Below are 26808 nucleotides of genomic sequence, written 5' to 3' on the forward strand. Positions count from 1 at the left end.
GCCCCCGCCCCCGTGGCCCCGCCCGCTCAGCTCCTGCTGATCACGACCGCCGTTCCGTACGCGCACACCTCCGTGCCCACGTCGGCCGCCTCGGTCACGTCGAAGCGCATCATCAGCACCGCGTTGGCACCGCGTGCCTTCGCCTGCTCGACGAGACGTTCCATCGCCTGGTTGCGGGTCTGGACCAGGGTCTTGGTCAGCCCCTTCAGCTCGCCGCCGATCATGGACTTGAGCCCGGCACCGATCTGGCTGCCCAGATGGCGGGAGCGGACCGTGAGGCCGAACACCTCCCCGATCACCCGGGTCACCTGGAAGCCCGGCACGTCGTTCGTCGTGACGACCAGGACGTCCGACCGGTCCGTCTGCCCGCCGCCGTAATCCTCAATGCCCATCGTGTGGCACCTCCTGGGGACAGCTTTGTCCCGGTTGCCCCGGTGTGCATCCCCGCGCGGGCCACTGGAACCCAGGGGCGTCATCCCGCGTTGATAGCTTTGGGCGGCCACGCAGCCGCCATCGAACGATCCAGGAGCCCCGGACCCTTGAATACGCTTGCGCTCGGCCCGAGCTGGCTGGACCCGGACTATCTGATCAACACCTTCGGACTCCCCGGCGTACTCCTCATCGTGTTCGCCGAGTCCGGACTGCTGATCGGCTTCTTCCTCCCCGGCGACTCGCTCCTGTTCACCACGGGTCTGCTGGTGACCACCGGCCAGCTGAAGACCCCGCTCTGGCTGGTCTGCCTCCTGGTGGCGCTGGCGGCGATCATCGGCGACCAGGTGGGCTATCTCTTCGGCCGCAAGGTCGGCCCCTCGCTCTTCAACCGCCCGGACTCCCGCCTCTTCAAGCAGGAGAACGTCGAGAAGGCGCACGAGTTCTTCGAGAAGTACGGCCCGAAGTCGCTGATCCTGGCCCGCTTCGTGCCCGTGGTGCGTACGTTCACGCCGATCATCGCCGGTGTGAGCCGGATGAACTACCGCTCGTTCATCGTGTTCAACATCATCGGCGGAGTGCTCTGGGGCGTCGGCGTCACGCTGCTCGGCTCGGCCCTCGGCAAGATCGACTTCGTCCACGAGAACATCGAGGCGATGCTCATCCTGATCGTGCTCATCTCGGTGGTGCCGATCGGGATCGAGTTCCTGCGGGCCCGCTCCAAGTCGAAGAAGGAGGCGGCGTCCGGCGACGGCGAGGGCCAGGGCCCGTCCGCCGGGGGCAGCCCGTCCCCGGGCCAGCGCGGCCGGCACGCCAAGCGCTGACGTACGTCCCGCCGGGTCTCAGAAGCCGCGCGTCCGCTTGGCCGCGCGGCGGTTGGCCCCGCCGACCGCACCCGGCACCCGCATGAACAGCCGGGAGATCTCGCTCCCCAGGTTCACCCCGATCGCGATGGCCAGGGCCGTGGCCACCGCCGTCGACAGCGAGGCGAGCCCGGTGTTCACCCTCCCCTGCGCCACGGCCAGCAGACCGAAGTACGTGGCCGAACCGGGCAGCAGCGGACCGATCGCCGCCGTGATGAACGGCAGCGACGAGGTGTACCGGTAGCGCGAGAACAGCTGCCCGAACAGACCCACCAGACCGGCCGCCGTAGCTGTCGCCGCCACCGGCGAGATATTGCCGGTACGGGCCATCGCCCCGTAGATCACCCAGGCCACACCGCCATTGAGGGTCACCGCCAGAACCGTGGACCGGTCCTGCTGGAGCAGGATCGCGAACGCGAGACAGAGCGCCATCGACGCCAGGATCTGCACCACCGGCCGGTCGTGCGGGACGAATCTGGCCTCGGGGTTCAGCTGGGCGCCCAGCTGGAGACCCAGGTACAGCACCAGCAGCACACCGACGACGATGCCGATGAACAGGTACATCACTTCCAGCAGCCGCGCCGCCGCGGTGATGTAGTAGCCGGTCAGTCCGTCCTGCACCCCCGCCACCAGCGCCCGCCCCGGCAGCAGCGCGAACAGCCCACCGGTGATCACCGCCGACGGCCGTACGTCCGACCAGTGGGTGAGGGTCAGCGCCACGCCCATCGCGGCGGGCGGCATCGCCGCCACCACGAACTGGTAGAACTCCGGCAGCCCCCGGCCCGCGAAGAGCCAGGCCAGCCGGTCGCCGAGCATCGCGCCGACCGCCGCCACCACGAACACCAGCGGACCACCGCCGACCAGCACCGACGCCGCTCCCGCGAGGCCACCGCCGGCCAGCGTCAGCGCCCAGCCGGAGTACGGGTGACGGTTGCGCCGGATCTCCGCCAGCCGCCGGTAGGCCTCCTCCAGCGAGACCTCGACCTCCTCGGAGGTGATGTCGTCGATCAGCCGGAAGACGGCTGCCAGCCGGGTGTAGTCGGTGCCGCGCCGGCGTACGGTACGGCTCGCCGTCACCGGGTCGTCGACCAGCGACGGCTGGTGCGAGATCGACAGCAGGGTGAAGGTGACCGTGGGCTCGCTGCGGTCCAGGCCGTAGCTGCGGGTCACCGCGAACATGGCCGCCTCGACGTCCTCGGCACCCTCGCCGCCCGCCAGCAGCAACTCCCCGATACGCAGCGTCAGGTCGAGCACGCGCGGCACTGCGGGCCCCGCCTCGTCGGCCCTCTGCACCGGCTCGGACGCCGGGCGCTCGGCGACCGGCATCCGCAGCATCGTGCGCATCCGGTCCTGCCAGGGGGCCTCCTTGGTCAGCCGGATCATCGGGCTGCCGTGGGCCGGGGTGAAGGCGGGCGGCGAGTGCTGGGCGCTGTACGTGCTCGGCGGCGCGAAGGCCGAACCGATCGTGTCCGAACTCGGGCCCGAACCCGGACCCGGCCCCGAAGCGGAACCCGAAGCGGAACCCGTTCCCGGCCCCTGGGGCTCGGCCGCCAGACCGGACGGAACGGCGAACTCCGAGGTCGGGTGGTCGTCGTCGGGCGCGGACGCGCGCCGGTCCACCCCGGCCGGCGGGACGAAGGCACTGCGCGCCTCGTCGGACTGGGGCTTCTGGTCCTCCGGACCGCCCTGCTCCGCCACCACTCGACCTCGCTCCTCCTCGACTGCGCACCGTCGGCCGCACCTGTGCCCAGTATGGCCACGGGAGGCGGCAGGGACGCCAGGAGGGCGGCACACGGGCCCGGGTCAGGACACACGGAACGGGCGGCACTCCACAGAGGGAGTACCGCCCGCTCCGGCACGGAACCGCAAACGGAACCGTGTCACGTACCTCGGCCGGAAACCGGCCGCGACCCTGGGGTCAGTGCGCGCCGCCCTGCGCCTCAAGACGCTTGTAGGAGGCCTCGATCTCGGCCTCGGCCTCGGCGCGGCCGACCCAGTCGGCGCCCTCGACGGACTTGCCGGGCTCCAGGTCCTTGTAGACCTCGAAGAAGTGCTGGATCTCCAGGCGGTCGAACTCCGACACGTGGTGGATGTCGCGCAGGTGCTCCACCCGGGGGTCGGAGGCCGGCACGCACAGCAGCTTGTCGTCGCCGCCGGCCTCGTCGGTCATCCGGAACATGCCGATGGCACGGCACTTGATGAGGCAGCCGGGGAAGGTCGGCTCGTCCAGGATGACCAGCGCGTCCAGCGGGTCGCCGTCCTCGCCGAGGGTGTTCTCGACGAAGCCGTAGTCCGCCGGGTAGCTGGTCGAGGTGAAGAGTCGACGGTCCAGGCGGATCCGACCGGTCTCGTGGTCCACCTCGTACTTGTTCCGCGAACCCTTCGGGATCTCGATGGTGACGTCGAACTCCACGGGTGGCTCCTCCATGATCAACACATACGACTGGTGATTAAGTGTCCCCCACGCAGATGTGTGCTCGCGAAAGGGGCTGGTCAACGGTGGACGAGCCGGTGAAAAGACCGTCGGTCAACCCGCTGGACAAGCTGAGCAGGCTCGCCCGTCGGGCCGGCATGATCAGGTCGAGGGGACTGAACGACCGGCAGTTCACCGCCGTCTCCGCCGGCCTGGGCCTGGCGCTCGCAGCCGGCGTCGTCCTTGCCGCCGGCCCATGGGACTCGGGTCAGCGTAAGGCCGAGAGGGACTGGGCCGCCGCCCGGAGCGGCACAGGTGGCGCACATCACGAATCCGCCGCCCCGTCCGGACCGGAACCCGCACCCAGCGCCCCGGCCGTCCTGGCCGCACTCTCCGCCGCCGTCGACAACTCCGCCCCGGACACCCGCACCACCTCGAACAGCGCAGCCGCCGCCCTCCGCGCCGCCCTCGGCCCGCTGCTGAAGGACCCCGCGCTGGGCGAGCGGCACGCCGCCGTCGTCATCGACACCGCCAGCGGCGAGCGGCTGTACGGCCAGGGCGCCGGCACCCCCATGACGCCCGCCTCCACCGTCAAGATCGCCACCGCGGTCGCCGCCCTGACCGCCCTCGGCCCCGACCACCGCATCGCCACCACCGTCCGGGCGTCCCCCGACTTCCGCCGCCTCATCCTGGTCGGCGGCGGCGACCCCGTCCTCGACCGGGCCGCCCTGCGCGGGCTGGCCACCGACACCGCCCGCGCCCTGAAGGACCACGGAGTCGAGAAGGCCCGCCTCACCTACGACACCTCCCGCTACTCCGGCCCGCCCCGGCACCCGATCGGCCCCAACGAGAACATCGCACCCGTCAGCGCCCTGATGACCGACGAGGGCAGGCTCGACGACACCACCAGCGGACCCGCCCCGCGCAGCGACGACCCGGCCGGGGACACCGCCCGTACCTTCGCCAAGCTCCTCGACGACGCCGGGATCGACACCGGGGCGGAGCCGGAGCCCGGCCGCCCGGCCACCGGTTCCCGCAAGGTCGCCGAACACCGCTCCGTACCGCTCTCCGCCCTGGTCGAGCGGGCCCTGACCAACAGCGACAACGACATCGCCGAGGCACTCGCCAGGCAGACCGCGCTCGCCGCCGGCGAACCGGCGGACTTCGCGGGCGGCCGACGCGCCGTCACCGCACAGCTCAGGAAGCTCCACCTGCCGCTGGCCGGCGCGGACTTCGCCGACGGCAGCGGACTCGACCGCAAGGACAAGGTCACCGCCGGACTGCTGGCGGGCCTCCTCGCCCGAGCGGCCGACCCGGACCACCCCGAACTGCGCCCGGTCCTCACCGGCCTCCCGGTGGCCGGTTTCAGCGGCACGCTCAGCGACCGCTTCACCGGGAAGTCCGGGGGCACCGGCCTGATCCGCGCCAAGACCGGCACCCTCACCGGCGTGAACACCCTCGCGGGAACAGTCGTCGACCGGCAGGGCCGGCTGCTCGCCTTCGCCTTCCTGGCATCCGGCACGACCTCCCCGTCCGAGGCCCAGACCGCGCTCGACACCCTCGCCACCACCCTCGCCTCCCGTACCGGCTGAGAGCCTGTCGGGTGGCCTCTGACCGGGCGGACGCGGTCTGGCACGCACGCTTCCCGCGTTGCCGGGATGGCCTGGTAGCTCCTTCCCCAAGCTCTCAACTCCGTTCGAGCAGGGGAGGCCCCACCCGAGGCCATCCCGGCGCCTTGGAATCGCACGCACCAGACCGCGTCCGCTTTCCGATCGAAGGCCACCCGACAGACTCTGAGCCTTCAACACCGCACCGCGGACGGACCCGAGCACGTACGGTTGACGCATGACGAGCATCGGTGGTGCCGAGATGGTCGACTGGAATCTCGCGGTCGCGACCGCGACCCGACTTGTGCGGCCGGGGCCGGAGATCAGCCGCGAGGAGGCCCGCGAGGTCGTCGCGGAGCTGCGCCGGCATGCCAAGGCCGCGGAGGAGCACGTCCGTTCCTTCACCCGGATGATCCCGGAGGGGACCGAACCGGAGGACACCCCCGTCCTGGTCGTGGACCGGGCCGGCTGGATCAAGGCCAATGTCGCGGGCTTCCGCGAACTGCTCCGCCCGCTGCTGGGGAAGATGCAGGACCGGCGCGCGGGCGGCCCCGGCGGCGCCGTGCTCGGCGCGGTCGGCGGCAAGGTCACCGGCGTCGAGGTCGGGATGCTGCTGTCGTTCCTGGCCTCCCGGGTGCTCGGCCAGTACGAGACGTTCGCCCCGGCCACCCGCGAGCTCCCCGCCTCGGCCGACGGCGGCGGCCGGCTGCTGCTCGTCGCCCCGAACATCGTGCACGTCGAACGCGAACTGGAGGTCGACCCGCACGACTTCCGGCTCTGGGTCGCGCTCCACGAGGAGACCCACCGCACCCAGTTCACCGCGGTGCCCTGGCTCCGCGACCATCTGCAGGGCGAGATCCAGACATTCCTCGACGAGACCGACGTCGACCCGATGACCGTGCTGGAACGGCTCCGCGAGGCCGCCCAGTCCCTGGCCGGGGGGCGCCCCGAGGGCGAGGAGGGCGAAGAGGGCGGCCGCAGCCTGGTCGAACTCGTCCAGACGCCCGCCCAGCGCGAGATCCTCGGCCGGCTCACCGCCGTGATGTCCCTGCTCGAAGGCCACGCCGACTACGTGATGGACGGCGTCGGCCCCGAGGTGGTCTCCTCCGTCGGCGAGATCCGGGAGAAGTTCCAGCAGCGCAGGGCACGCGGCGCGGGCCGGCTCGACCAGGCGCTGCGCAAGCTCCTCGGCCTCGACGCCAAACTGCGCCAGTACCGCGACGGCGAACGGTTCGTCCGCGCCGTGGTCGACGAGGTCGGCATGGACGGCTTCAACCGGGTCTGGACCTCGCCGAACACCCTGCCCACCAAGGCGGAGATCGCCAGGCCCGCCGACTGGATCGCGAGGGTGCACCGTAAGGCAGAGTCCTGATCATGGCCGGTCCGACGGCGGACGACAGGATGAGAACGCGCCGGTAATCACCCATCCGAGGGACCGTAGGGGCATGGGAAGGCGTGCAATGCTCGATGGACGGCTTGCCTCTGTCACCATCGACGCACTCTGAGTGACGGCAGATCTCCGGTCCGCCACTTCGAGGGCACCTCACCGAACTCCACGAAGGGCACCGGACATGGGTCCCCATCCTGCGGTCGCGGCGATACGCCTGGCGGTCCGCCGCGTACTCCACGACGTACTCACCGATCACAACCGAAGCGCCGACCTCACCCGGCGCACCCCGCACCCCGAGCTCGCCGAAGCCGGTGCGGGCAGGCGGCGCGCCGCACTCCCCGAACGCCCCGACACCCCGCTGGTGCTGGTGGCCTGCTCCGGCGGCGCCGACTCCATGGCCCTCGCCTCCGCCCTCGCCTTCGAGGCCCCCAAGCTCTCCGTCCGGGCCGGCGGGATCACCGTCGACCACGGCCTCCAGGACGGCTCCGACACCCGGGCCGCCGAGGTCGTGGACCGCCTCACCGCGATGCACCTCGACCCGGTCGAGTCCGTCGCCGTGCGGGTCGGCCACGACGGCGGCCCCGAGGCCGCGGCCCGGGACGCCCGCTACGCCGCCCTGGACGCGGCGGCCGAGCGGCACGGCGCCGCCGCCGTCCTGCTCGGACACACCCGCGACGACCAGGCGGAGACGGTGCTGCTCGGCCTCGCCCGCGGCTCCGGCATCCGCTCGCTCTCCGGCATGGCCGCCGCGTCCGGACCGGCCGGCCGATACCGCCGCCCCTTCCTCCAGCTCGACCGGCAGACCGCCCGCAAGGCCTGCCTCGTCCAGTCGCTGCCCGTCTGGGACGACCCGCACAACATCGACCCCGCCTACACCCGCTCCCGGCTGCGCCACGAGGGCCTGCCCGCCCTGGAGAAGGCGCTGGGCAAAGGGGTCGTCGAGGCCCTCGCCCGCACCGCGCAGCTCTCCCGCGACGACGCCGACGCGCTGGACACCTGGGCCGCCCAGGCCGACCGCGCCGTGCGGGACGACGCGGGCCGTCTGGAGTGCGCCAAGCTGTACGCGCTGCCGCCCGCCGTACGCCGCCGGGTCCTGCGCCGGGCCGCCATGGAGGCCGGTTCCCCGGCCGGTTCGCTCTTCGCCCGGCACATCGAGGAAGTCGACCGTCTGATCACCGGCTGGCGCGGCCAGCGGGCCATCAACCTGCCCGGTCGGGTCGAAGCCATGCGGCAGGGTGGCAGACTGGTCATTCGGCAGAGCTGAAGCACAGGCGGCTGACAACGCAGGCGAGCGGCCGCGCAGGTGCGGGGGCAACACCCCGGACCGGGCAGGCAGAGAAAGAGACGCGGGTGAACGAGAAGGACATGGGCACCGACCTTCAGTCGGTGCTCCTCACCAAGGAAGAGATCGACGCGAAGCTCGTCGAGCTGGCCGCGAAGATCGACGCGGAGTACGCGGGCAAGGACCTGCTCATCGTCGGCGTCCTCAAGGGCGCAGTGATGGTGATGGCGGATCTGGCGCGCGCGCTGTCCACCCCCGTCACCATGGACTGGATGGCCGTCTCGTCGTACGGCGCCGGCACCCAGTCCTCCGGAGTGGTCCGGATCCTCAAGGACCTGGACACCGACATCAAGGGCAAGCACGTCCTGATCGTCGAGGACATCATCGACTCGGGGCTGACCCTGTCGTGGCTGATGTCGAACCTCGGCTCGCGGGAGCCCGCGTCCCTGGAGATCTGCACCCTGCTGCGCAAGCCGGACGCGGCCAAGGTCGCGCTCGACTGCAAGTGGGTCGGTTTCGACATCCCCAACGAATTCGTCGTCGGTTACGGCCTCGACTACGCCGAGAAGTACCGCAACCTCCCCTTCGTCGGCACGCTCGCCCCGCACGTCTACGGGGGCTGACCTCCGCACGGAGCCCTTCCGGGGCCCTTCGCCCGGCACCGGCGGTGCCCGGACCGACCGGAGCCGACGGCGGGGAACCTTTCACGGGATCCCCGCCGTTGAGCCTTCGAAGGCGGGTTTTGACAGACGTCCCCGGCAGTCGCGGGTGACAATGCTGGGGTACCGTCCGAAGAACAGTCTTTTCTCACAGCAGCATTTACCTACGGGCAGGAGGGACGGGGCGGCTTCGCCCCGTATGGATGGACGTGAAGCGATACTTCCGTGGGCCGGTCATGTGGATCGTGCTGGCCGTCCTCGCCGTGGTCGTGTTGATGACAGTCGTCGGCTCGTCGGGCGGCTACAAATCGGTGGACACCGGCAAGGTGATCCAGGCGATCAGCAAGGACCAGGTGGCGCAGGCCAAGCTGACCACCGGTGACGATCAGATCATCAAGATCGAGTTGAAGAAGGGCCAGAAGCTCTCGGGCGAGTCCGGCACCAAGTTCCAGGCGAGCTACATCGGCAACCAGGGTGTCCAGCTCGCGGACACGCTGCAGCAGAAGTTCGAGAGCGGCAAGATCGACGAGGGCTACACGGTCTCGCCGTCCAAGCAGTCCCCGTTCATCTCGATCCTCCTCTCGCTGCTGCCGTTCGTCCTGATCGTGGTCGTCTTCCTGTTCCTGATGAATCAGATGCAGGGCGGCGGCTCCCGGGTCATGCAGTTCGGGAAGTCCAAGGCCAAGCTGATCACCAAGGACACCCCGAAGACGACGTTCGCCGATGTGGCGGGCTCGGACGAGGCCGTCGAGGAGCTCCAGGAGATCAAGGAGTTCCTCCAGGAGCCGGCGAAGTTCCAGGCCGTCGGCGCCAAGATCCCCAAGGGCGTCCTGCTGTACGGGCCTCCCGGTACGGGCAAGACGCTGCTCGCACGCGCCGTCGCCGGCGAAGCGGGCGTCCCGTTCTACTCGATCTCCGGTTCCGACTTCGTCGAGATGTTCGTCGGTGTCGGTGCCAGCCGGGTCCGTGACCTCTTCGAGCAGGCCAAGGCGAACGCCCCGGCGATCGTCTTCGTCGACGAGATCGACGCCGTCGGCCGGCACCGCGGTGCCGGAATGGGCGGCGGGCACGACGAGCGCGAGCAGACGCTGAACCAGCTGCTCGTCGAGATGGACGGCTTCGACGTGAAGGGCGGCGTCATCCTGATCGCCGCCACGAACCGGCCGGACATCCTCGACCCGGCGCTGCTGCGTCCGGGCCGTTTCGACCGGCAGATCGCGGTCGACCGGCCGGACATGCAGGGCCGTCTGGAGATCCTCAAGGTGCACCAGAAGGGCAAGCCGGTCGCGAAGGACGTCGATCTCGGCGCCGTCGCCCGTCGTACGCCCGGCTTCACCGGTGCCGACCTGTCGAACGTGCTGAACGAAGCGGCGCTCCTCACGGCGCGCGCCGATCTGAAGCTGATCGACAACAAGATGCTCGACGAGGCCATCGACCGTGTCGTGGCGGGCCCGCAGAAGCGGACCCGGATCATGTCCGAGAAGGAGAAGAAGATCACCGCGTACCACGAGGGCGGACACGCCCTGGTCGCGGCGGCTTCCCCCCAGGCGGACCCGGTCCACAAGATCACGATCCTCTCCCGCGGCCGCGCCCTCGGTTACACGATGGTGCTCCCGGAGGAGGACAAGTACTCCACGACGCGCAACGAGATGCTCGACCAGCTGGCTTACATGCTGGGCGGGCGCGCGGCCGAGGAGCTGGTCTTCCACGACCCGACCACCGGTGCCGCCAACGACATCGAGAAGGCCACCGCAACGGCCCGCGCGATGGTCACGCAGTACGGCATGACGGAGCGTCTCGGCGCGATCAAGTTCGGCGGCGACAACACCGAGCCCTTCGTGGGCCGGGAGATGGGCCACCAGCGCGACTACTCGGAAGAGGTCGCGGCCCTCGTCGACGAGGAGGTCAAGAAGCTCATCGAGACCGCCCACAACGACGCGTGGGAGATCCTCGTCGAGAACCGCGACGTCCTGGACAACCTGGTGCTCCAGCTCCTTGAGAAGGAGACGCTCGGCAAGGAGGAGATCGCCGAGATCTTCGCCCCGATCGTGAAGCGCCCGGCCCGTCCGGCGTGGACCGGCTCGGCCCGGCGTACGCCTTCGACGCGTCCGCCGGTGCTCTCGCCGAAGGAGCTCGCCCTCACCAACGGCGCCACCACGGCGAACGGTTCGGTCGTCCCCACGGACACCGTCCCGGCCACCGAGGTCGTCCCGGAGGACCGGCCCGAGAGCTGACCCCGTTCCCCGGTGTGGCCCCTTTCACGGGGATCGCACCGGGCCCGGAATGGAAGCCGCGCCCCCACAGGTTCTAGCCTGTGGGGGCGCGGTTTTTTCGTACGTCCGTGCGGAGGCATGGCGCGTGACAGCTCAGAGGAACGAGGCACAGATGACCGACCCGGTGACGCTGGACGGCCAGGGTTCGATCGGCGAGTTCGACGAGAAGAGGGCCGAGGCCGCCGTGCGCGAACTCCTCATCGCGGTGGGCGAGGACCCGGACCGCGAGGGACTGCGCGAGACGCCGGGCCGGGTGGCGCGGGCGTACAAGGAGATATTCGCGGGCCTCCACCAGCAGCCCGAGGACGTCCTGACGACCACGTTCGACCTCGGCCACGACGAGATGGTGCTGGTCAAGGACATCGAGGTCTTCAGTACCTGTGAACATCATCTGGTGCCGTTCCGGGGCGTCGCGCACGTCGGGTACATCCCGGCGACCAGCGGCAAGATCACCGGTCTTTCCAAGCTGGCCCGGCTGGTCGATGTCTACGCCCGGCGTCCGCAGGTCCAGGAGCGCCTCACCACGCAGATCGCCGAGTCCCTGATGGAGATCCTGGAGCCGCGCGGGGTCATCGTCGTCGTCGAGTGCGAGCACATGTGCATGTCGATGCGCGGTATCCGCAAGCCGGGGGCGAAGACACTGACCTCGGCGGTGCGCGGACAGCTCCGCGACCCGGCGACACGTGCCGAGGCCATGAGCCTGATCATGGCGCGCTGACCGGACCACCGGCCCCGCATCCGCACCGCAGGAGCTCGGTGGCCCTACGCGGCCGCCGAGCTCCGGTCGTTGTCCTCGTCGTCGGGGAGCCTGCAGATGCGTTCCAGCCAGAGGGCCGCGGCGACCACCGCGACGCCTGCCAGGACGGCGAAGCCCGCGTAGATCGCCTGGTCGCGGCGGGCCGGGATGTCGAGGGAGCCGAGCAGGAAGACGCCGGTGCCGCCGTACATTCCGGAGACCAGGGAGACGACCAGGGCGCTGGCCTGGCCGAAGACGACCGCGCGTGCCGCCATCAGTGGCTCGATGCCCTTGGCTCCCGGCCGGCGCTCGCGCTGGGCGCGCAGCCGGGAACGGATGGAGAGCGCCGTCGCCAGCAGGATGACGGCGATCACCGCGAGCACGATCGGAGCGGCGAGGGGAACGCTCGGCAGGCTGCCCAGGGAGTCCCAGAGGCGGGCACCGCCCCAGGAGAGCACCCCGGCAGCGGCGAAGAGGCCGGCCAGTACCCCGAGCCTGAGTTGCTTCACCGAGTGATCCGCCCTTCGCCGCCGGTGATCCGTTTCCGTCGAGCCTAACGACTGAGACTAACGACTACTCGGGCAGGCGGAGTTCCAGGTCGGCGCGGGGCAGTACCCCGTCGCGGCCGACTCCGGCCAGCAGCTCCGCGACGGGGCCGGCGCCGGGCAGCTGGGCCTCGGGGTCGACGTCGTGCCACGGGGCGAGGACGAAGGCCCGCTCACGGGCCCTGGGGTGGGGGAGGGTGAGCACCGGGTCGTCGGAGACGACGTCCGCGTACGCCACGATGTCGACGTCGATGGTGCGCGGGCCCCAGCGCTCCTCGCGGACCCGGTCGAAGGCCTCCTCGATGGCCTGGCCGCGCTCCAGGAGGGAGGACGGGGGAAGCGTCGTCTTCACGACGATCACCGCGTTGAAGTACGAGGGCTGGGAGCCGGGGGTGACACCCCAGGGCTCCGTCTCGTACACCGGGGAGACCGCCTTGACCCGCAGTCCGGGGGTGTCCTCCAGTGCGTCGATGGCGCCCTGGAGGGTCTCCAGGCGGTTGCCGAGGTTGGAGCCCAGGGAGATCACGGCGCGCTTGGGGTTGGAGAGGGTGACGTCCGCCGCGTCCACCTGCTCGACCACGGAGGCGGGCACCGGCTGGACGGTCGGGTCGCTCTGCCCGTCGGTGGAAAACGCAGTCATACTCGGCTCCGGGTGATGGTGATGGTCACATCGTCGAAGGGGACGGTGATCGGCGCGTCCGGCTTGTGCACCACGACCTCCACCTCCTCGACTCCTTCGTGCTTGAGGCACTGCTGGGCGATGCGCTCCGCGAGCGTTTCGATCAGGTCCACGGGGTCGCCCTGCACCACTTCGACGACCTCCTCCGCGACCACGCCGTAGTGCACGGTCTTCGTCAGGTCGTCGGCGGCTGCCGCGGGGCGGGTGTCCAGGCCGAGCACCAGGTCCACGATGAAGGTCTGGCCCTCTTCCCGTTCCTTGGGAAAGACGCCATGGTGCCCACGGGCCTTGAGGCCGCGCAGCGCGACACGATCCACGTGAATCACTCCTGCTGTCGTTGGTCGTAGAGACACGGGGCCGTGTGCGGACGGCGAGGTGCTCTCTTTCGAATCTACCTGCGAGCACCGACAGTGCTCGCCCGCGGGGGCCGTGGACACGGCCCCACGGGACTGGTAGCCGCGTATACCCCCACTGCCCCGTTCCAACCCCTTTCGGGGCCCGGCCGTCCGACGGGCAGGTCAGGAGGGGGTCTCTTCGTCCTCTTCCTCACCGGTTTCGGTCAGTACGGGCGAGCCGTGGTGGGACCAGAGCTTCCAGCCGTCGGGTGTGCGCCGGAACACATTGGTGGCCACGACGAGTTGGCCGACCAGCGGTCCGAGCGCGTTGCCCTCCTCCGCGGGGCCGCCGCTGAGGATGTTCTCCGTGCACGTCACCAGGGCCGTGTCGCCGGTCATCGAGATCCCGACGTCGGTCAGGAAGAACTGGATGTACTCGGTGTTCGCCATGATCAGCGCGTAGCTGCGCAGCACCTCGCCGCGGCCGCTCAGCACCGGCCAGCCCGGGTGTACGCAGGAGACGGTGAGGTCCTCGCCCGGCAGCCAGAGCCCGGAGAGCTCCTCGAAGTCGCCGCGCTCCATCGCCTCGTAGAAGGCGGTGTTGGCCTGCTCGACGGCCGCGATGTCGGCGGCCGCCTCCGCGTGCTCGTCGCGGGGCCCGCTCACGCGGCTCCCTCAACGGCGCGGGCGACCCGCACGGCGTCGGCCGTGGCCCGTACCTCGTGGACCCGGACGGCCCAGGCGCCGGCGTGGGCGGAGAGCGCGGAGATCGCCGCGGTGGCGGCGTCGCGTTCGCGGGCGGGGGGCGGGGCGGCGCCGTCGCCCGCCAGTACGTGGCCGAGGAAGCGCTTGCGGGAGGCGGCGACCAGCAGCGGGCGGCCCAGGTCGCGCAGCTCGTCGAGGTGGGCGACCAGGGAGAGGTCGTGGGCGGCGTCCTTGGCGAAGCCGAGCCCGGGGTCGATCACGATCCGTTCCGGGGCGATGCCGCCGGTGACCACGGCGTCCATGCGTTCCCGCAGCTCGCGGGCGACCTCGGCGACGACGTCCCCGTACACCGCCCGGCTGTTCATGGACTCGCTGAAGCCGCGCCAGTGCATCACGACGAACGGGGTGCCGGCCGCGGCGACGACCCGGACCATGTCGGGGTCGGCGAGGCCGCCGCTCACGTCGTTGACCAGGGACGCTCCGGCCGCGACCGCCTGCTCGGCGACCCGGGCACGCATGGTGTCCACGGAGACCGTGACCCCTTCGGACGCCAGGCCCTGGACCACCGGGACCACGCGCCGCAGCTCCTCCGAGGCGTCCACCCGGCTGGCGCCGGGGCGGGTCGACTCGCCGCCCACGTCGATCAGGTCGGCGCCCTGGGCGACCAGGTCGAGGCCGTGTTTGACCGCGGCCGTGGTGTCGAACCAGCGGCCTCCGTCGGAGAAGGAGTCCGGGGTCACGTTCACGACACCCATGACCGCGCAGCGGTCCCACTCCGGAAGGCCCTGGACCGTGCCTCGTCCACGCAACGTACTCATGCGACCAGCGTAGGCCCCGTACGGAGCGGAGCTACGCCGCGCGCGCGTGCTGCTCCCGGCCGGGTGCCGCGGTGTGGGCGCAGGGGCGGGGCCGGGGGGCCGGGAAGCGGCGGGCGAAGGGGCGGGGCAGCGCCAGGCTCACGAAGCCCTCCGCCTGCATGGCGGCGAGGGAGATGCGGGGCAGGTCGCGGGCGGTGCGGTAGACGACGAAGCGGGGTTCCCAGCGTGGCCGGAACTTGGCGTTGAACTTGTACAGCGATTCGATCTGGAACCAGCGGGACAGGAAGATCAGCAGTCCGCGCCAGGTCCGCAGCACCGGTCCGGCGCCGAGCTTCTCGCCGCGGGCGAGGGCCGAACGGAACATCGCGAAGTTCAGCGAGACCCGCTCGACCGAGAGCTGGGGGGCCGCCTGGAGGGCGGCGACGATCAGCAGCTCGTTCATGCCGGGGTCGGCGGAGCGGTCGCGGCGCATCAGGTCGAGGGACATGCCGTCGCGGCCCCACGGGACGAAGTGGAGTACGGCCTTGAGGTCGCCGTAGGGGGAGTCGTCGGTGTGTTCGCCGGCCTTGTGGGCGGTGGCGATGACGCAGTCCCCGTCGGCCGCGTCGCCGATCCGGCCGAGCGCCATGGAGAAGCCGCGTTCGTTGTCGGTGCCGCGCCAGTCGTCGGCGGCCCGGCGGATGCGGGCGAGTTCGTCCTCGCCGATGTCGCTCACGCGCCGGACCCGGGTCTCGTAGCCGAGGCGTTCAATGCGCTTCACCATCTGGCGTACGTTGCGCATCGCGCGCCCGGCGAGCGAGAAATCCGCGACATCCACCACCGCCTCGTCGCCCAGTTCCAGGGCGTCGAGCCCGGTCTCGCGGGTCCAGACCTCGCCGCCGGTCTCGCTGCAGCCCATCACGGCAGGGGTCCAGGAGTGGGCCCTGGCCTCGTCCATGAACCGTTCGATGGCGCCGGGCCAGGCCTCCACGTCGCCGATCGGGTCGCCGCTGGCCAGCATCACCCCGGACACCACGCGGTAGCAGACGGCGGCCTTGCCGCTGGGGGAGAAGACGACACCCTTGTCGCGGCGGAGCGCGAAGTGGCCGAGCGAGTCGCGGCCGCCGTGCTTCTCCAGCAGGGCGCGCAGCCGGGCCTCGTCGTCCTCGGTGAGACGGGCGGCCGGGTGCTCGGGGCGGAAGGCGAGGTAGATGGTGGTGACGGCGGTCAGCAGGCCGAGGGCGCCGAGGGAGTACGCCACGGTCCAGGAGGTGTCACCGGCGTACTCGACGGGCCCCTCGAAGCCGAGCATTCCGTACAGCACGTGCTGGAGCCGGTCGGCGACGCTGGGGTTCCCGACGACCCGGCCGGGGTGGGCGCTGACGACGACCAGTCCGAGGGCCAGCGAACCCGCGCCGAGGAGCACGAAGTTGGCCAGTGCCCGCCAGCGGCTGCGGGGGTCGGGGAGCGCGGCGAACTCGCCGCGGTTGCGGACCAGCAGCAGGCAGAGCACCAGCGAGACGAGCGTGCCGATGACCGAGTGCCGGTAGGTGAACTGCGCCAGCGCTCCGGCCGGCAGCAGTACGACGGCGGCCCGCCAGGCCCGCCGCTTGCGCCGCTTGAGGCCGTGGGCGAGGAGCAGCAGCAGGACGCCGGCGCTCAGCGAGAGCGCGGCGGCGAACGGCCCGAGGGCGCCGGGCAGTACCTCGGCGAGGGTGTGCATCCGGCTGTGCCGGAAGCGCGGGAACACGCCTGCGGCGACATCGATCAGGCCGACGACGGTGCAGGCGGTACCGACCAGCGTCGGTACGGATTCGGGGCGCGGGCCGCGTACGAACTTGCGTACAGAGCTCGGAACCGATCCCGATTTATCCCCATCTAGCGTGACAGACATCGCTTCCCGTGGTTCCGCGAGAGATTCTTGTAGTCCTTCGGTCGTAGCCCTCCGGACGATGTGCGACTAGTAGGACGAGGCTTCCGGATCCGGGGTTCACCCGACAGCCGGAAATTTCCAGACAAGAAAGCTCACCCCCATGGGTCTCACCAGCAATGTGTTCCTGGGACTGGTCATCGGGCTGGCCCTGGTGTTCTTCGCCGCCACGATCTGGCTCTGGCCCCGGCTGGCCCGCCGCAGCGTGCGCGCCGTGCTGGGCCGGGTCGGCCTGTTGCTGGTGACCCAGGTGACGGTCTTCTCCTCGGTCGGTCTGCTGGCCAACAACTCCTTCCTCTTCTACGGATCGTGGGCCGATCTGCTCGGCCAGAAGCAGGATCTCGGCGTCGTCACGGACCACGCGGCCGGGACGCTGGCGGCCAAGAACATCGTCCGGGTCGGGATGCAGCTGCCGGACGTGCCGGGCGCCTCGCGGCCGGCGAAGAGCGGACGGATCGACAAGGTCGTGATCTCGGGCCGGCGGTCGGGGATCGAGAGCTCGGCGTACGTGTACCTCCCGCCCGAGTACTTCCAGCCGGCGTTCGCCCGCCGCAAGTTCCCCGCCGTGGTCGTGCTGACCGGTTACCCGGGTATCCCGGAGAACCTCCTGAAGGGTCTCGGATATCCGCGTACGGCGCATGAACGGGTGAAGGCGGGCCGGGCACAGCCGATGATCCTGGTGATGCTGCGGCCGACGCTGGCGCCGCCGAGGGACACCGAGTGCGTGGACGTCAAGGGCGGGCCGCAGACCGAGACGTTCCTCGCGGAGGATCTGCCGAACGTCGTCTCGGACGTGTACCGGGTCGGAAAGCTGGCCCACAACTGGGGCATCATGGGCAATTCGACCGGCGGATACTGTGCGCTGAAGATCGGCCTCCACCACCCGGACCGGTTCGCCGCGAGCGTCGGGCTCTCCGCGTACTACAAGGCGGCCGAGGACCCGACGACCGGTGATCTCTTCCAGGGCGACCAGCAGGCCCGCAACCGCGCCGATCTGATGTGGACGCTGGACCACCTGCCGAAGCAGCCCGACGCGTCCTTCCTGGTCACGACGTCCAGGCACGGCGAGGGGAACTACCGCTCCACGCAGCAGTTCATCTCCAAGGTGAAGTCGCCCGCCCAGGTCTCCTCGATCGTGCTCGACAGCGGCGGGCACAACTTCAACACCTGGCGGCGGGAGATCCCCTCGGCGCTGGACTGGATGAGCAGCCGGCTCAGCGAGAACTGAAGCGAGAACTGAAGCGAGAACCGGTCCGGGTCGCCGCTCGGTGACTCCGGCTCACCGAGCGGCGGCCTTGCCGACGCTCTCCACGGTCTCGACCGCCACCTCGGCGCGCGGCACGTCCTGGGCGTCCGCGTCGATCGAGCGGCGCAGCGCCTCGTGCAGCCGGGCCGGGGTGAGCACGCCGAGGAACCGGCCGGTGGACTCCGCGTCGATGACGGCGATCCAGCCCGCGTCGTGCTGGAGCATGGTGGCGAACGCCTGCTTGAGCGGGGCGCCGACGGGCAGCCACGCCTCCATGCGGCGGGCGTGCGCGCGCACCGTGCCGTCGGTTCCGGTTCCGGCCCCGGCCCCGTCGGCCGGGATCCAGCCGTGCAGATTGTCCTTGCCGTCCAGCACGACGGCCCAGCGCGCGCCCTCGGCCCGCAGCCGCTCGGTCGCCCTCGCGAGGGAGTCGTCGAGGTGGACGACGGGCGGCTGGTCGAGGTCGCCCTCCTCGATGGGGGTGACGGAGAGCCGCTTGAGGCCGCGGTCGGCGCCGACGAAGTCCGCGACGTACGGGGTGGCGGGGGCGCCGAGCACGGTGGCCGGGGAGTCGAACTGCTCGATGGAACCCTGTCCGTAGACGGCGATCCGGTCGCCGAGCCGGACCGCTTCCTCGATGTCGTGCGTGACGAACAGGACGGTTTTGCGGACCTGTTCCTGAAGTTTCAGGAATTCGTTCTGCAGCCGTTCCCGTACGACCGGGTCGACCGCGCCGAAAGGCTCGTCCATCAGCAGTACCGGCGGGTCCGCGGCCAGTGCCCGGGCCACGCCGACGCGTTGGCGCTGACCTCCGGAGAGCTGTTCCGGATAGCGGTCGCCATAAACGGAAGGGTCAAGTCCGACAAGGTCGAGGAGTTCCGCCGCGCGTTCCCGTCCCTTTCCCCGTTTCCAGCCCAGGAGATGCGGGACGGTCGCGGTGTTCTCCAGCACCGTGCGGTGCGGGAAGAGCCCCACCTGCTGGATCACATATCCGATACGGCGGCGCAGCCGGACGGGGTCGATGGCGGATATGTCGTCCCCGTCGAGGAATATCCGTCCCTCGGTCGGTTCGATCAGCCGGTTCACCATCTTCATGGTGGTCGTCTTGCCGCACCCCGACGGCCCGACGAGCGTGACCAGTTCACCCTCGGCGACGTCGAAGGAAAGGTCGTCGACGGCGGTGGTGCCGTCCGCGTACCGCTTGGTGACGTGCTCGAAACGGATCATGGTTCCCCATTGTGACGCGTGTTCTGTGAAGGACGTGTTGCTGAAATACAACGGCCCCCGCGATTGTCAGTGGTCGAGGATAGGGTCGCCCATACATACGTACGAGACGGCGACCGGGAGGTGGGGACGGATGGCCGCGGGACAGAACTGCCTGGTGACGAACGACTGGATCTGCGGGGAGTATCTCCGTTCCCGCAGCCAGGAGTTGACCGATGCGACGGTCCAGCACATCTGGATCACCGCGGTCTCGGTGGTGATCGGGCTGCTGGTCGCCTTTCCGCTGGCGCTGCTCGCGCGTCGCAGCCGCCGTTTCGCCGGACCGGTGCTCGGGCTGACGACGATCCTCTACACCGTGCCCTCGCTGGCCATGTTCTCGCTGCTGCTGCCGCTGTTCGGGCTCTCCGCCGCGCTGGTGGTCACCGGCCTGGTGCTGTACTCGCTGACCATCCTCGTGCGGAACATCCTGGCCGGCCTCGAAGCCGTCCCCCAGGAGGCGAAGGAGGCCGCGAAGGGGATGGGGTACGGGCCGGTGCGGCTGCTCTGGGAGGTCGAACTCCCGCTGGCGATGCCCGCGTTGATGGCCGGTGTGCGGATCGCCACGGTGTCGACGATCGCGCTGACCACGGTCGGATCGATCATCGGCAGGGGCGGCCTCGGCAACCTCATAGGCGACGCGCTCCCCAGCTTCTTCAAGGCCCAGGTGCTCACCGCCTCGGTCCTGTGCGTCCTGCTCGCGGTCGTCGCGGATCTGCTGCTGCTCGGTGTGCAGCGGCTGTTGACCCCCTGGACCCGAATACGTGCCGTGCGGACGGGCGCGGACACCGTGGCGAAGGCGGTCTGATCCATGGGAGTTCTCGGCGAGGCCTGGACCTGGCTCACCACCGGCGCCAACTGGTCGGGGGAGAGCGGTGCGGCCCACCGGCTGGTCGAGCATCTGTACGTCAGCGGTGTCTCGCTCGCCCTGGCCTGCGCGATCGCGCTGCCGGTCGCGCTGTACCTGGGGCACATCGGGAAGGGCGGCGCGCTGGCCGTCAACCTCTCCAACGTGGGGCGGGCGGTCCCGGTATTCGCGGTGCTGGCCCTCTTCATGGTCTCGCCGCTGCGCAACGCCGGATATGTGCCGACGGTCATCGCGCTGGTGCTGTTCGCCGTGCCACCGCTGCTGACCAACGCCTACGTCGGGATGACGGAGGTCGACCGGTCGGTGACGGAGGCGGCGCGGGGCATGGGAATGTCCGGACGGCAGCTCTTCGTACGGGTCGAGCTTCCGCTCGCCTACCCGATGATCATGACCGGGCTGCGCTCCGCCGCCGTCCAGGTGGTCGCCACGGCGACGATCGCCGCGATGGTCGGCCAGGGCGGCCTGGGCCGGATCATCACCGCCGGCTTCAACACGTACAACACACCGCAGGTGGTCGCGGGGGCGGTGCTGGTCGCCGTGCTCGCGCTGCTGGTGGAGGCGGTGCTGGCGGGCCTGGACCGGCTGCTGTCACCGCTGCGCCGCCGCCGGGCGGCCTGAGGGCGTATGGCGGCCGAGCCGGACCCGATCCGTGATCCCGGATCCCATCCCCTTCCCGATCCGTGATCCCGGATCCCATCCCCTTCCCGATCCGTGATCCCCGGACCCGATCCCCTTCCCGGTCCGTGATCCCCGGACCCGATCCCCTTCCCGGTCCGTGATCCCCGGACCCGATCCCCTTCCCGGTCCGTGATCCCCGGACCCCATCCCATTCCATCCCATCCCATTCCAGATCAGACGGTTGCTGTGGACGGAGAACAACAATGAGCAAGACCTCGCGCATAGCCGGCGCGGTCATCGGCATGGTCGCGCTGGCCGGCTCGCTCGCCGCCTGCGGCGGCGACAGCCTGGAGAAGGACAAGGCGGGCTCGGCATCCGCCGGCGCCGCGGGCTCCGGCAAGAAGGGCTCCCTCGTCGTCGGCGCCGCCTCCTTCACCGAGTCCAAGGTGCTCGCGGAGCTGTACGCGCAGGTCCTGGGCGACGCCGGGTACAGCACCTCGATCACCACGGTGGCGAACCGGGAACTGTACGAGCCCTCGCTGGAGAAGGGCGAGATCGATGTCGTCCCGGAATACGCCGCGACGATCGCCGAATTCCTCAATGCCAAGGTGAACGGCGCGAAGAAGGCCGAGAAGGCGCCGGTCGCCTCCGGTGACACGGCGGCCACCGTCGCCGCGCTGGAGAAGCTCGCCATCCCGCGCGGACTGAAGGTGCTCCCGCCCGGTGCCGCCGTCGACCAGAACGCCTTCGCGGTGACGAAGGAATTCGCCGCGAAGAACAAGCTCAAGACCCTTTCCGACCTCGGCAGGTCGAAGGCCGCGGTGAAGATCGCGGCAGGTGACGAGTGCGAGGTGCGGCCGTTCTGCGCACCGGGTCTGAAGAAGACGTACGGCATCGATGTCACCGGAATCGACCCCAAGGGAGTCGGTACGCCGCAGTCCAAGCAGGCGGTCAAGGACGGCAAGGACCAGTTGGTCCTCACCACCACCACGGACGCGGTGCTGGACAGTTACGGCCTGGTGTTCCTGGAGGACGACAAGAAGCTCCAGAACGCCGACAACGTGCTGCCGGTCCTCAATGCCGAGGACGCCGGTTCGCAGGACATTGCCGACGCGCTCGGCAAGCTCACCAAGGCGCTCACCACCGGAGATCTCGCGGAACTGAACCGCAAGGTCGACGCGGAGCGCGCAAAGCCCGCGGATGTGGCCAAGGAGTATCTGCGCTCGAAGAGCCTCGTCCAGAAGTAGGAATCGAGGGGGAAAGAGGCCGTCGGGCAGGAGAATGGGGGCCGTCAGGTAACCGGGAGGGAACAGATTGCCGGGCGGCCCCCCAAGTGCCCCGTACACACGGTAAATTTCAGGCCATGCCACGTGGACGCCATCGCCATTCGCCACCTCTGCACAGAATCCTTCCGTCGTCGGCAGTCGTCGGAGTCTCGGTCCTCTGTGCCGGAAGCACCTGGCTGCTCGCCGAGCCCCTGGTCCTGCGCGGTCTGGCGGCAGCCGCCGCGGCCGCCGCCGTGACCGGCGCGTATCTGATGCGCAGCTGGGACCGGGAGGCCGGCCGCCGGGTCGCGGAGCTGACCCGGGCCCGGGCCGGCGACGAATGGCGGGCCGAGGAACGGATCGCCGAGCTGGAGTCCGACCTGGAGGAGTCGCGGGAGCTGCGCACCCGGCTGGAGACGAAGCTGCGCCGCAAGCGCGTGGAGCTGGCCAACCTGCGCGGCGAGCACGCCGCCCTGCTGCGCCGGTACGCCACCGCCGAGACCGAGCGGGCCAGCGCACTGGAGGGCCGCAGGCAGCTCGCGCTCGAAGCCGCCGCCCCGCCCCGGGAGCTGCCCGCCGCCCGCTCCACCCCGACGCCGGCCGCCTATCTGCGTGCCGCCCAGGCGCTGGAGGACCTCTCCCGCAACGGGGCGCTCCAGGAGGCGCGCCGCACCGCCGAGCAGGCCAGGAAGCGTGATCTCGCGGAGCGGTCCCGGGAGGCGGAGGAGCAGCGGGGCAGGCACGCCGCGGCCGAGGACCGGACCGGCGCGCAGCACCTGCGTCCGCCGGCCGCCCTGCCCGCACCCCGGCAGTCCGCCGCGCTGCCCCCGGCGCGCACCGCACCGGCCTCCACCGCCGTCGCCCCGTACGCGGCGTCCCGCCGCCATCCGGTGCCGCAGGGCAGCTTCGACTTCTTCGGTACGCAGAAGGCGGCGCGGGCCGCGATCGAGTCCGTGCAGAACGAGGACCTCGCCGACGTGGTGGGCGAGGAGGCACTCGCCGCGCACCACACCGGCAAGACCGGGAACCGGGTCGTCGGCGAGGTCATCGACCTGACCGCGCACGACGAGACCGAGCAGCTGGACGTGGTGGAGCTGCGCAGCGCGATCTCGTAGGGCGGAGGGTGGCCGCCCCGGGCCCCGGGACGGCCGCCGCTACTTGCCGATGTCGCCTACTTGTCGATGTCGCCGACGACGAAGAAGAGCGAGCCCAGGATCGCCACCATGTCGGCGACCAGCGTGCCCGGCAGCAGCTCGGTGAGCGCCTGGATGTTGTTGAACGAGGCGGAGCGGAGCTTCAGCCGGTACGGGGTCTTCTCGCCCCTGGACACCAGGTAGTAGCCGTTGACGCCGAGCGGGTTCTCGGTCCAGGCGTAGGTGTGGCCCTCGGGGGCCTTCAGCACCTTGGGCAGCCGCTGGTTGATCGGGCCGGGGGGCAGGGCGGCCATCCGGTCCAGGCAGGCGTCCGCGAGGTCCAGGGCGTTGTGGGTCTGTTCCAGCAGGCACTCGAAGCGGGCCAGGCAGTCGCCCTCGGTGCGGGTGACCACCTTCAGGGTGTCCTGGAGTTCCCCGTACGCGAGATACGGCTCGTCGCGTCGCAGATCGAAATCGACGCCCGAGGCGCGGGCGATCGGCCCGGACACCCCGTACGCGTGCGCGGTCCCGGCGGAGAGCACGCCGACGCCACGGGTGCGGCCCCGGAAGATCTCGTTGCCGAGCACCAGGTCGTCGTAGACGTCCATCCGGGACCGGACCGAGGCGACGGCGTCCCGGGCGCGGCCGAGCCAGCCCGCCGGCAGGTCCTCCTTGAGGCCGCCGACCCGGTTGAACATGTAGTGCATCCGGCCGCCGGAGACCTCCTCCATCACGGCCTGGAGCTCCTCGCGCTCGCGGAAGGCGTAGAACACCGGGGTGATCCCGCCGAGTTCGAGCGGGTACGAGCCGAGGAACATCAGGTGGTTCAGGACCCGGTTCAGCTCGGCGAGCAGGGTGCGGGTCCAGACCGCGCGCTCCGGGACCTCCATGCCGAGCATGCGTTCCACGGCCATCACGACGCCCAGCTCGTTGGAGAACGCCGACAGCCAGTCGTGGCGGTTGGCGAGCATCACGATCTGCCGGTAGTCGCGGGCCTCGAACAGCTTCTCCGCGCCGCGGTGCATGTAGCCGATGACCGGCTCGGCGTGCCGGATGCGCTCGCCGTCCAGGACGATGCGCAGTCGGAGCACGCCATGGGTGGAGGGGTGCTGGGGGCCGATGTTGAGCACCATGTCGGTGCTCTCCGCCGCGCCGCCGATGCCGACCGTCGTCTCCGTCATGCGGCCAGTATCGCGCGAACGCACCCGGGCCCCGGCCCCGGGCCCCGGCCCCGGACCCCGGCCCCGGACCCCGTGCGTGGCTTCGGGCCCCGGCCTCGGGCGTCGTGCGTGGCTTCGGACCCCAGCCTCAGCCCCCGGCCCCGGTTTCGTCCTTTGGCCTCGGTCTCGGACCCTGGCCCCGGTCTCGGACCCCGGCCCCGGACCTCCGCGCCCGTGCCCGGCCCCGGACCTCCGTGTCCGGTCGGCCGGGGCCCGGGCTCAGCCTCTGCGCTGCATCAGCCAGCCGAAGTCGCCGAGGCCGCCCCGGGCCGTCAGCTCCGCCGCCTCGCCCGCCGAGGCGAGCGCCCGTACGTAGCCGGCCGGGTCGGCCGACGCCAGGGCCAGGGGCGGGCGTCCGCCGCCGACGCCGAGGCGGTGCAGCGCCTCGCGCTGGCTCAGTAGTTCGGGCGGCGCACCGGCGCAGGACCCGGCCGCGGCGCAGGCGTCCAGTGCCACGTGCGAGGTGAGGTCGCAGCTGCCGTCCGGCACCGGCCGGACCTCGCGGCCGGCCCGGAAGCCGGTCAGGGTGCCGAACGGGGGCCGGGCGTCGTGCACATGGGCGTAGTCCACCGCCACGGCCAGCCCCCCGGACACCGTGGACACCGCCCGCGCCCAGGCCTCGTCGCGGGGGCGGCCGATCTCCGCGCGGCCACCCGGGCCGGCCGACGGCCACCAGCGGCGCAGCCACTCGGCGTCCGCCCCGGTCACCGGCTCGCCCAGCCGCTCGGCGCCGTCCTGCGCCCGGACCAGGACGTACCGGTCGACGCCGTCCGGGTCGGTCTCGGCGACCTCGGTCGGGACGTTGTCCAGCCACTCGTTGGCGAACAGCAGCCCGTACGTCCGCGGCGGCGGTTCGGCGCACCACTCGATCCGGGGATCCAGACCGGGCGGGCGGGCGGCCAGTTCCACGGCGTACGCCCGTACGCCGAGGCCGTCGCCGCCCGCCGCGGGCAGCGCCGCCAGCACCCCCGTCAGCAGCTCGCCCCGGCCGGCGCCCACGTCCACCAGATCGACCGATCCGGTGCCCAGCTCGCGTGCCGTCCCGACCAGCAGCCGGGCGACGGCGGAGGCGAAGAGCGGGGACGCGTGGACGGAGGTACGGAAGTGGCCCGCTGGCCCCTCGGGGCTCCGGTAGAACCCCCCGTCCCCGTACAAAGCGGTCTCCGCCGCCACCTGCCACCCACGCCACTCATCCGTCACCTGTCCAAGTCTCCACCTTGGGGAGTACGGTCCCCGGAGCCGGATCGGCCCTTCGGCTGACCCGGGTGCCCCCGCCTGTCCCTACGCTGGGTTACGTGCAGCGCCTCTACGACTTCATCCGCAGACACCCGACGGGCGTCGACTGCTTCTGGGCCGTCGTCCTCCTCGTGCTCTCCGGCATGTCCATGGTGGGTGCCCCGGGCATCGGGGCGGGGCGCGCCGCCGCTGTTCCGATCGCCCTCGGTCTCTGCGTCGTCGTCGCGCTGCGCCGGCGCGTGCCGGAGAAGATGCTGCTGCTCGCCATCGCGATGGGCGTGGCGCAACTGGTCACCGGGGTCGGCCCCGGTGTCGCGAACTTCGCCATGCTGGTGATCGTCTTCACCGTGGCCACCGTCGGGGAGCGCTGGGCGTCCCGGCTCGCGCTGGTCTGCAGCCTGGGCGCGGCGGGTCTGTCCAAGCTGCGCTGGCAGCAGGAGGCACCGCAGGGCGGCTGGGCCGAGCAGACCTTCGTCGTCATCGTGCTGACCGTGCCGTTCGTGCTCGCCTGGGTGCTGGGCGACTCGATGCGGACCAGGCGCGCCTACTTCAGTCAGCTGGAGGAGCGCGCCGCCCGGCTGGAGCGGGAGCGCGAGGCGCAGTCGAAGGTCGCGGTCGCGGCCGAGCGGGCCCGGATCGCCCGCGAGCTCCACGACGTCGTCGCGCACAACGTGTCGGTGATGGTGGTGCAGGCCGACGGTGCGGCGTACGTCATGGACGCCGCACCCGACCAGGCCCGGCAGGCACTGGAGACCATCTCCAGCACCGGCAGGCAGGCGCTCGCCGAGATGCGGCGGCTGCTCGGGGTGTTGCGGACGGGCGATGCGCAGGAGAGCGGGGAGTACGTCCCGCAGCCGGACGTGGACCAGATCGAGGACCTGATCGAGCAGGTCAGGCAGACCGGCCTGGCTGTCGACTTCAAGGTCGAGGGCACCCCGCGCCCGCTGCCCAGCGGGGTCGAGCTGACCGCGTACCGCATCGTGCAGGAGGCCCTGACCAACACCCGCAAGCACGGCGGTCCCGATGCGGGGGCCAGCGTGCGTCTGGTCTACTTCGACGACGGGCTCGGGCTGCTGGTCGAGGACGACGGCCGGGGCGCGGCGCACGAACTGTACGAGGACGGCGGCGCCGACGGCGCGGGCCACGGAATGATCGGGATGCGCGAGCGGGTCGGCATGGTCGGCGGCACGCTGGACGCCGGACCGCGTCCCGGCGGCGGCTTCCGGATCAGCGCGCTGCTGCCGCTCAAGCCGGCCCACTAGGGCCCGACCCGGTTCTTCGGAATCGTCGCAGTACAGAACTTGGGATCCGCAGTACAG

The 26808-nt window shown here is 71.0% G+C and carries 25 protein-coding genes; 13 read left to right on the top strand and 12 right to left on the bottom strand.

From position 1 onward, the window contains the following. Positions 1–26 precede the first annotated feature (26 nt). Positions 27–392, bottom strand: coding sequence for a YbjQ family protein (locus tag ACGF8B_RS03420; RefSeq protein ID WP_342284300.1), 366 nt, complete (start codon positions 390–392; stop codon positions 27–29). A 147-nt stretch (positions 393–539) separates the two neighbouring features. Here ACGF8B_RS03420 and ACGF8B_RS03425 point away from each other — a divergent pair, with 147 nt between their 5' ends. Then, complete coding sequence (locus tag ACGF8B_RS03425; protein WP_392734304.1) at positions 540–1253, top strand: DedA family protein; 714 nt, start codon at positions 540–542, stop codon at positions 1251–1253. A gap of 18 nt (positions 1254–1271) precedes the next feature. Here the strand turns inward: ACGF8B_RS03425 and ACGF8B_RS03430 are convergent, their stop codons facing one another. Then, positions 1272–2993, bottom strand: coding sequence for a threonine/serine exporter ThrE family protein (locus ACGF8B_RS03430; protein WP_392734306.1), 1722 nt, complete (start codon positions 2991–2993; stop codon positions 1272–1274). Positions 2994–3210: 217 nt separating this feature from the next. Next, a complete protein-coding gene (locus ACGF8B_RS03435; protein WP_003968257.1) occupies positions 3211–3705 on the bottom strand; it encodes an inorganic diphosphatase in 495 nt (164 codons plus the stop codon). 86 nt (positions 3706–3791) lie between these two features. Between ACGF8B_RS03435 and dacB the strand changes: the two genes are divergently transcribed. From dacB to folE, 6 genes are all read left to right on the top strand, one after another. Then, positions 3792–5297 (top strand): D-alanyl-D-alanine carboxypeptidase/D-alanyl-D-alanine-endopeptidase, encoded by a 1506-nt coding sequence (dacB, locus tag ACGF8B_RS03440; protein WP_392734308.1) that lies wholly within the window; start codon positions 3792–3794, stop codon positions 5295–5297. 253 nt (positions 5298–5550) lie between these two features. Then, a complete protein-coding gene (locus ACGF8B_RS03445; protein ID WP_392734310.1) occupies positions 5551–6684 on the top strand; it encodes a zinc-dependent metalloprotease in 1134 nt (377 codons plus the stop codon). A 199-nt stretch (positions 6685–6883) separates the two neighbouring features. Further along, positions 6884–7966: a tRNA lysidine(34) synthetase TilS gene (gene tilS / locus ACGF8B_RS03450; protein ID WP_392734312.1), complete on the top strand. Its 1083-nt coding sequence runs from the start codon at positions 6884–6886 to the stop codon at positions 7964–7966. A 101-nt stretch (positions 7967–8067) separates the two neighbouring features. Then, positions 8068–8607: a hypoxanthine phosphoribosyltransferase gene (hpt, locus tag ACGF8B_RS03455; RefSeq protein WP_072487175.1), complete on the top strand. Its 540-nt coding sequence runs from the start codon at positions 8068–8070 to the stop codon at positions 8605–8607. Positions 8608–8846: 239 nt separating this feature from the next. Then, positions 8847–10877 (top strand): ATP-dependent zinc metalloprotease FtsH, encoded by a 2031-nt coding sequence (ftsH, locus tag ACGF8B_RS03460; RefSeq protein ID WP_124719498.1) that lies wholly within the window; start codon positions 8847–8849, stop codon positions 10875–10877. A 151-nt stretch (positions 10878–11028) separates the two neighbouring features. Then, positions 11029–11634, top strand: a complete 606-nt coding sequence (gene folE, locus ACGF8B_RS03465; RefSeq protein ID WP_365476664.1) for a GTP cyclohydrolase I FolE — start codon at positions 11029–11031, stop codon at positions 11632–11634. Positions 11635–11678: 44 nt separating this feature from the next. Here the strand turns inward: folE and ACGF8B_RS03470 are convergent, their stop codons facing one another. From ACGF8B_RS03470 to ACGF8B_RS03495, 6 genes are all read right to left on the bottom strand, one after another. Next, positions 11679–12161: a DUF3180 domain-containing protein gene (locus ACGF8B_RS03470; protein WP_384752162.1), complete on the bottom strand. Its 483-nt coding sequence runs from the start codon at positions 12159–12161 to the stop codon at positions 11679–11681. Between the two features lie 64 nt (positions 12162–12225). Further along, positions 12226–12837 (bottom strand): 2-amino-4-hydroxy-6-hydroxymethyldihydropteridine diphosphokinase, encoded by a 612-nt coding sequence (gene folK, locus ACGF8B_RS03475; RefSeq protein ID WP_392734315.1) that lies wholly within the window; start codon positions 12835–12837, stop codon positions 12226–12228. Then, a complete protein-coding gene (gene folB / locus ACGF8B_RS03480; RefSeq protein ID WP_266915086.1) occupies positions 12834–13193 on the bottom strand; it encodes a dihydroneopterin aldolase in 360 nt (119 codons plus the stop codon). The genes folK and folB overlap by 4 nt, the downstream gene beginning before the upstream one ends. Positions 13194–13394: 201 nt before the next feature. Further along, positions 13395–13877 (bottom strand): nuclear transport factor 2 family protein, encoded by a 483-nt coding sequence (locus ACGF8B_RS03485; RefSeq protein ID WP_392734317.1) that lies wholly within the window; start codon positions 13875–13877, stop codon positions 13395–13397. Then, complete coding sequence (gene folP / locus ACGF8B_RS03490) at positions 13874–14671, bottom strand: dihydropteroate synthase (protein WP_392734476.1); 798 nt, start codon at positions 14669–14671, stop codon at positions 13874–13876. The genes ACGF8B_RS03485 and folP overlap by 4 nt, the downstream gene beginning before the upstream one ends. Before the next feature lie 94 nt (positions 14672–14765). Next, a complete protein-coding gene (locus ACGF8B_RS03495; protein WP_392734319.1) occupies positions 14766–16607 on the bottom strand; it encodes a phosphatidylglycerol lysyltransferase domain-containing protein in 1842 nt (613 codons plus the stop codon). Positions 16608–16746: 139 nt separating this feature from the next. On the opposite strand from ACGF8B_RS03495, the gene ACGF8B_RS03500 reads away from it, so the two are divergent. Next, a complete protein-coding gene (locus ACGF8B_RS03500; protein WP_392734320.1) occupies positions 16747–17871 on the top strand; it encodes an alpha/beta hydrolase in 1125 nt (374 codons plus the stop codon). A gap of 51 nt (positions 17872–17922) precedes the next feature. Here the strand turns inward: ACGF8B_RS03500 and ACGF8B_RS03505 are convergent, their stop codons facing one another. Further along, positions 17923–19116 (bottom strand): ABC transporter ATP-binding protein, encoded by a 1194-nt coding sequence (locus ACGF8B_RS03505; RefSeq protein ID WP_392734322.1) that lies wholly within the window; start codon positions 19114–19116, stop codon positions 17923–17925. Positions 19117–19246: 130 nt separating this feature from the next. Between ACGF8B_RS03505 and ACGF8B_RS03510 the strand changes: the two genes are divergently transcribed. The 4 genes from ACGF8B_RS03510 to ACGF8B_RS03525 all read left to right on the top strand — a co-directional run bounded on the left by ACGF8B_RS03510 (position 19247) and on the right by ACGF8B_RS03525 (position 23015). Further along, positions 19247–19957: an ABC transporter permease gene (locus ACGF8B_RS03510; protein WP_259927835.1), complete on the top strand. Its 711-nt coding sequence runs from the start codon at positions 19247–19249 to the stop codon at positions 19955–19957. Between the two features lie 3 nt (positions 19958–19960). Beyond that, a complete protein-coding gene (locus ACGF8B_RS03515) occupies positions 19961–20635 on the top strand; it encodes an ABC transporter permease (protein WP_392734324.1) in 675 nt (224 codons plus the stop codon). Between the two features lie 263 nt (positions 20636–20898). Further along, positions 20899–21882, top strand: a complete 984-nt coding sequence (locus ACGF8B_RS03520; RefSeq protein WP_392734325.1) for an ABC transporter substrate-binding protein — start codon at positions 20899–20901, stop codon at positions 21880–21882. A 116-nt stretch (positions 21883–21998) separates the two neighbouring features. Then, positions 21999–23015: a hypothetical protein gene (locus tag ACGF8B_RS03525; protein WP_392734328.1), complete on the top strand. Its 1017-nt coding sequence runs from the start codon at positions 21999–22001 to the stop codon at positions 23013–23015. Positions 23016–23071: 56 nt separating this feature from the next. Here the strand turns inward: ACGF8B_RS03525 and ACGF8B_RS03530 are convergent, their stop codons facing one another. Both ACGF8B_RS03530 and ACGF8B_RS03535 read right to left on the bottom strand, forming a co-directional pair. Continuing rightward, complete coding sequence (locus ACGF8B_RS03530) at positions 23072–24214, bottom strand: NADH-quinone oxidoreductase subunit D (protein ID WP_392734330.1); 1143 nt, start codon at positions 24212–24214, stop codon at positions 23072–23074. Positions 24215–24472: 258 nt separating this feature from the next. Further along, on the bottom strand, positions 24473–25453 hold the full coding sequence (locus ACGF8B_RS03535) for an SAM-dependent methyltransferase (protein WP_392734331.1): 981 nt from the start codon (positions 25451–25453) through the stop codon (positions 24473–24475). A gap of 95 nt (positions 25454–25548) precedes the next feature. Between ACGF8B_RS03535 and ACGF8B_RS03540 the strand changes: the two genes are divergently transcribed. Next, on the top strand, positions 25549–26751 hold the full coding sequence (locus tag ACGF8B_RS03540) for a sensor histidine kinase (RefSeq protein WP_392734334.1): 1203 nt from the start codon (positions 25549–25551) through the stop codon (positions 26749–26751). Positions 26752–26808 lie beyond the last annotated feature (57 nt).

The organism is Streptomyces sp. NPDC047917, from assembly GCF_043204345.1.
Classification (GTDB): Bacteria; Actinomycetota; Actinomycetes; order Streptomycetales; family Streptomycetaceae; genus Streptomyces; species Streptomyces sanglieri.

What these genes read in the sequence shown, in the direction of transcription:
- ACGF8B_RS03420 (WP_342284300.1), bottom strand. Translation starts at nt 392, where the DNA reads ATGGGCATTGAGGATTACGGCGGCGGGCAGACGGACCGGTCGGACGTC.
- ACGF8B_RS03445 (WP_392734310.1), top strand. Translation starts at nt 5,551, where the DNA reads ATGACGAGCATCGGTGGTGCCGAGATGGTCGACTGGAATCTCGCGGTC.
- tilS (WP_392734312.1), top strand. Translation starts at nt 6,884, where the DNA reads ATGGGTCCCCATCCTGCGGTCGCGGCGATACGCCTGGCGGTCCGCCGC.
- hpt (WP_072487175.1), top strand. Translation starts at nt 8,068, where the DNA reads ATGGGCACCGACCTTCAGTCGGTGCTCCTCACCAAGGAAGAGATCGAC.
- ftsH (WP_124719498.1), top strand. Translation starts at nt 8,847, where the DNA reads ATGGACGTGAAGCGATACTTCCGTGGGCCGGTCATGTGGATCGTGCTG.
- folE (WP_365476664.1), top strand. Translation starts at nt 11,029, where the DNA reads ATGACCGACCCGGTGACGCTGGACGGCCAGGGTTCGATCGGCGAGTTC.
- folK (WP_392734315.1), bottom strand. Translation starts at nt 12,837, where the DNA reads ATGACTGCGTTTTCCACCGACGGGCAGAGCGACCCGACCGTCCAGCCG.
- folP (WP_392734476.1), bottom strand. Translation starts at nt 14,671, where the DNA reads ATGGGTGTCGTGAACGTGACCCCGGACTCCTTCTCCGACGGAGGCCGC.
- ACGF8B_RS03495 (WP_392734319.1), bottom strand. Translation starts at nt 16,607, where the DNA reads ATGTCTGTCACGCTAGATGGGGATAAATCGGGATCGGTTCCGAGCTCT.
- ACGF8B_RS03500 (WP_392734320.1), top strand. Translation starts at nt 16,747, where the DNA reads ATGGGTCTCACCAGCAATGTGTTCCTGGGACTGGTCATCGGGCTGGCC.
- ACGF8B_RS03505 (WP_392734322.1), bottom strand. Translation starts at nt 19,116, where the DNA reads ATGATCCGTTTCGAGCACGTCACCAAGCGGTACGCGGACGGCACCACC.
- ACGF8B_RS03510 (WP_259927835.1), top strand. Translation starts at nt 19,247, where the DNA reads ATGGCCGCGGGACAGAACTGCCTGGTGACGAACGACTGGATCTGCGGG.
- ACGF8B_RS03515 (WP_392734324.1), top strand. Translation starts at nt 19,961, where the DNA reads ATGGGAGTTCTCGGCGAGGCCTGGACCTGGCTCACCACCGGCGCCAAC.
- ACGF8B_RS03520 (WP_392734325.1), top strand. Translation starts at nt 20,899, where the DNA reads ATGAGCAAGACCTCGCGCATAGCCGGCGCGGTCATCGGCATGGTCGCG.
- ACGF8B_RS03525 (WP_392734328.1), top strand. Translation starts at nt 21,999, where the DNA reads ATGCCACGTGGACGCCATCGCCATTCGCCACCTCTGCACAGAATCCTT.
- ACGF8B_RS03530 (WP_392734330.1), bottom strand. Translation starts at nt 24,214, where the DNA reads ATGACGGAGACGACGGTCGGCATCGGCGGCGCGGCGGAGAGCACCGAC.